Annotated in this window: 5 protein-coding genes; 1 reads left to right on the top strand and 4 read right to left on the bottom strand. The window is 56.6% G+C overall.

Features of this window, described 5'->3' with window-relative positions; all coding sequences use genetic code 11:
* On the bottom strand, positions 1-543 hold a 543-nt coding region (locus tag NW837_RS00670; RefSeq protein ID WP_414328804.1), incomplete at its 3' end, for a hypothetical protein.
* Positions 544-731: 188 nt separating this feature from the next.
* Positions 732-1532, bottom strand: a complete 801-nt coding sequence (cobM, locus tag NW837_RS00665) for a precorrin-4 C(11)-methyltransferase (RefSeq protein WP_414328802.1) — start codon at positions 1530-1532, stop codon at positions 732-734.
* A gap of 351 nt (positions 1533-1883) precedes the next feature.
* Between cobM and NW837_RS00660 the strand changes: the two genes are divergently transcribed.
* Positions 1884-2261 carry a DUF559 domain-containing protein gene (locus NW837_RS00660; protein ID WP_414328801.1) on the top strand — a complete coding sequence of 126 codons (378 nt, stop codon included), beginning with the start codon at positions 1884-1886 and terminating at the stop codon, positions 2259-2261.
* Between the two features lie 86 nt (positions 2262-2347).
* Here NW837_RS00660 and ispD read toward each other — a convergent pair whose 3' ends face one another.
* Positions 2348-3055 (bottom strand): 2-C-methyl-D-erythritol 4-phosphate cytidylyltransferase, encoded by a 708-nt coding sequence (ispD, locus tag NW837_RS00655; protein ID WP_041437650.1) that lies wholly within the window; start codon positions 3053-3055, stop codon positions 2348-2350.
* Positions 3056-3100: 45 nt separating this feature from the next.
* On the bottom strand, positions 3101-3877 hold a 777-nt coding region (locus tag NW837_RS00650; protein ID WP_414328800.1), incomplete at its 5' end, for an ammonium transporter.

The following is a 3877-nucleotide window of genomic DNA, read 5'->3' as shown; positions in this document are numbered from 1 at the left end:
AGGAAAACCGGAGCGAGCAGTTGTAGGCAGAGGGGTCGGGATCTCGGTCTGGGAAGGGGCATGGCCAACCGAGGCCTGGCTTGGAGCCGCTTCTGGCCAGCGCTCTTTCTGAATTTTGGGAACCGGTGCCCCCAGAGTTTTAACTTTGCGAAAATCGGAGTTGTGGTCGGGATCCACAACAGGTTTTTGGGCCTCCAGCACCTTGATCTCAGAAATCTTGGTGCCCGGTAATGCAATCTGCGTGGCATCGGCACTGCTTTCCCCAGAGGACAAGTAGAAGACTTTTTTCCACTGCGGCTGTGTTTCCCCCTGAAGCCGACCGTACACCACCAGTTGGCTAACTCCCTGCACAGGCAAGCCCCCCAATTGGCTGGCAACTCGATGCAACACCATAGAGCGGCTAAACATCCCCTGCCGTGGGAGATCCACCATGAGGTAAAGGACATCTTGCTTCAGCGCCGAACGGGTCGGCAGAGGGGCAAGGGCCTTCTGCAGAGCCTTGATCAGGGTTTCCACGCTGCGAGCAGCAGATGAGCCAGCCATAAAGTTAGAGTTCGCAAAGTTAAGTTAGAGAGTGAAAAAATGGTCTTGTAACAACTCCAATCCAAGAGGGATCCACTTCTCTCGGCAAAAACGAGTACCCCCTCGCCAGAAGTCCAGGCCTCTGACCTCATCTTGCTGCCTCATTGTGCTCAATCTGCCGGAGTCCGTCAATATACTGAAAGAGCCTGTTACAAACGGGGCTGCTGGCCCATTTTGCGACGGAAAAGGTGGGTGTGGTCAGGGCTGTAGAGCCGCGAGCGGGCAGATCTGGAGCTTGACAAGCCTTTCAAGGCAGGGCTGACGAGATAGAGCACTGTGCGTTCTAAGCCGGCTTGCCGGGTGAGGGCGGCCATCTCGGCCAGGGATCCCAGCCAGATCTGTTCGTCCGGCCAACCCAAGCGATAACAAACGGCAACCGGGGTATCGGCGGGGTAGTGAGCCAGCAGATCTGCCTGCGCTTGTTCTACGTGGCGGGCGCTCAGATATAGACACAAAGAGGCGCGGTGGGCTGCCAGACTGGCCAGGGCTTCTGCTTCCGGTACCTGGGTGCGACCGCTGGCGCGGGTGAGGATAATCGTCTGTACCAACTTGGGTATGGTCAACTCCACCTGCAAACGGGCGGCTGCCAATTGAAAGGCGCTTACTCCCGGCACGATCTCAAAAGGGATCCCTGCCTCCGCCAGCCGGATCAGCAGCTCGTGCAGAGCGCCGTAAAGGCAGGGATCCCCATCCTGCAGCCGCACCACCCGCCGCCCCGCCTTGACCCGTTCCACAATTTGCGGCAGCAGCGTTTCCAGCGTGAAGGAGCGGGTGTCAATGGCCTCAACCCCAGGGCGACAATGGGCCAGCACTCCCTCTGGCACCAAAGAACCTGTGTAGAACACTACATCGGCTTCCGCCAGCAGTCTTTGCCCCCGCAGGGTAATCAGCTCCGGATCCCCGGGGCCAGCCCCGACAATGTAGACAGGCCACGACGTCGGTTCGCGCATTTGCTTGCTTCCTACCCCTTCAAGGGCCTCTTTGAAGATCCCTTTTCCAAAGTCTTTTCAAACTGGATTCCAAGGGAACTTATCTGGAGGCTCAAGCATGCAAGATCACGACAGGCACTCGCATCCCATCTTAAGGTACGTTCGGAAAGACTATTATCCCTACGTTGTTTTACCCCAGCCGATTGCTCTCCTCTTGAGGGGGCCAGATCTCCCACCTTGCCCGCCGGAGCCTGAGCCGCCACAGATGCCGGAGCGCCCAACGGAACCTGAACTACCTCGAATGCCGGAACGCCCTGTTAGGCCAAATCTACCCGAGCTACCCCAGCCTTTGATGGGCAAGCTGCAATCGGCATGGGCAACTGGTGCTGGTGCATAGAGCAGTCTAGTGTCCGGTGCTATACCCCTGATATCGCAATGCAGGTATCTAGAGATGGAAAAAGATCACTCGTTTTACTCATTGACATTGAAATTGATGAGCCATGGTTTCTTGAAGGTAATCTGTGTAGGCCAGCCCATACTGTGAATGATCCTAAGCAAAGTAAGCGTGATGCTTATCTAGCGGATAGAGGCTGGGTTGTAGTTCGGTTCTCAGAACGGCAAGTTTATGAAGAAAGTGAAAAGTGCATTAATCTCATCTTTTGCTTGGTTTCAGGTGTCTTGGGTGCATTAGATTCTAAACAGCCAGACCTTATCATTTTCATTTCCAACGGACCACAAGAGATGGGGTGATCAAAGTGCTCTTAGTGAACCTAGATTTCTTCCTCCCTACTTTTAATTCCCAAGGTTGAGACTGGCCCTACCGGGATTGAATTGAGCTAACGCGCTGGTCCGAGACGCTGCTGCAAGATTTGTGCGGCCAGCAACACATCCAGGGGGGTGGTTAGCTTCAGATTGGATTCCTCCCCTTCGACGATGTAGACTGGCCAACCCAGCTTCTCGAATAGGGCTGCATCATCGGTTACCTGCCAACCCTGGGCCAGAGCCTCCCGATGGGCTTGCCATAGCATCGACAGGCGAAACCCCTGCGGCGTTTGCGCTGCCCACAGCCGGCTGCGTTCTGGGGTTGACTGAATTTGGATCCCTTTTGGGCCTGCCTCAGCGACTTTAATCGTGTCCTTGACAGGGATCCCCGCGATGAGACCATCCACCTGCTGCAAAGCAGCACTACAGCGATCGAACAACTTAGGGGTAGCTAGGCAGCGGGCCCCATCGTGGATCAACACCCGCTCTACTGTTCCCAGGTTGTAGAGATACTCAACCCCCCTGTAAACCGACTCCTGCCGCGTCGCCCCCCCTTGTAAAAGCTGCACCGGCGTGGACAGATCCATTGCCGCCAGGATCTGCTCGATGGCTGGCCAATCGCCGGGTTGGGAGAGAATGCCAATCCACTCGATGGAGCTGGCCTGATCCGCAGCCTGCAACGTCCAAGCCAAAATCGGCTGACCCAAGAGCGGCAGCAACAGCTTATTGACCGCAGCTCCCATTCGCTTGCCGCTGCCAGCCGCCGGGATCAGAAGGTGCATGGGATCCAAAAGTGCATCCAACCGGATCCCAGTGTACTGCTCAACTCAACCTTCCAACTCTCCCGAAGCAGTGACAAAGTCAGGGTAGGCAATGTTGCCGTGCTCGCCAATATCCAAGCCGGCCAACTCTTCTTCTGCCGAGACGCGCAGACCGATGGTGCCCTTCAAAATCAAAAACAAAGCCAGACAACAGATAAAAGACCATCCTCCCAGGGCAATAACCCCCAGAATCTGTACCGGCAACACCGCCCAAGTCACCCCCGCTTCCGCATGGGCAAACCACGGGATCCCTGCAGCAATGACCCCCCAAGCGCCGCACACCCCATGTACCGACACCGCCCCCACCGGGTCATCCACCTTCAAGGTGCCCTCGATAAACAGCACCGACAACACCACCAACACCCCGGCCACCGAGCCGATAAGGATTGCCCCCAAAGGATGAACAGTGTTGCAAGGAGCAGTAATGCCCACCAGCCCCGCCAGTGTCCCATTGGCTGCAAACGTCATGTCCGGCTTGGTAAAAATGGCCCAGGAAGTACAGAGAGCGCCGATGGCTCCTGCCGCCCCGGCCAAATAGGTATTGAAAGCAATCCAGCCAATATCAGGAATCGCTGCCGTTGTAGAGCCGGCATTAAAGCCAATCCAGCCCAGCCACAGGATCAACGCCCCCAACATGCCCAAGGGTAAGCTATGCCCGGGAATAGCCCGCGGCTCCCCATTGGGACCATACTTGCCCAAGCGCGGCCCCAACACCAAAGTTCCCGCAAAAGCTGCAGCCCCACCCACCAAGTGCACCACCCCCGACCCGGCAAAGTCAATGTA

Origin of the sequence: Synechococcus sp. R6-10, from assembly GCF_047461815.1 — a bacterium.
Lineage (GTDB): Bacteria > Cyanobacteriota > Cyanobacteriia > Thermostichales > Thermostichaceae > Thermostichus.
This window is presented reverse-complemented; position numbering and strand designations above follow the sequence as displayed.

Excerpts from the sequence above, each read along its gene's own strand:
- cobM (WP_414328802.1), bottom strand. The coding sequence starts at position 1,532 with ATGCGCGAACCGACGTCGTGGCCTGTCTACATTGTCGGGGCTGGCCCC.
- NW837_RS00660 (WP_414328801.1), top strand. The coding sequence starts at position 1,884 with ATGGGCAACTGGTGCTGGTGCATAGAGCAGTCTAGTGTCCGGTGCTAT.
- ispD (WP_041437650.1), bottom strand. The coding sequence starts at position 3,055 with ATGCACCTTCTGATCCCGGCGGCTGGCAGCGGCAAGCGAATGGGAGCT.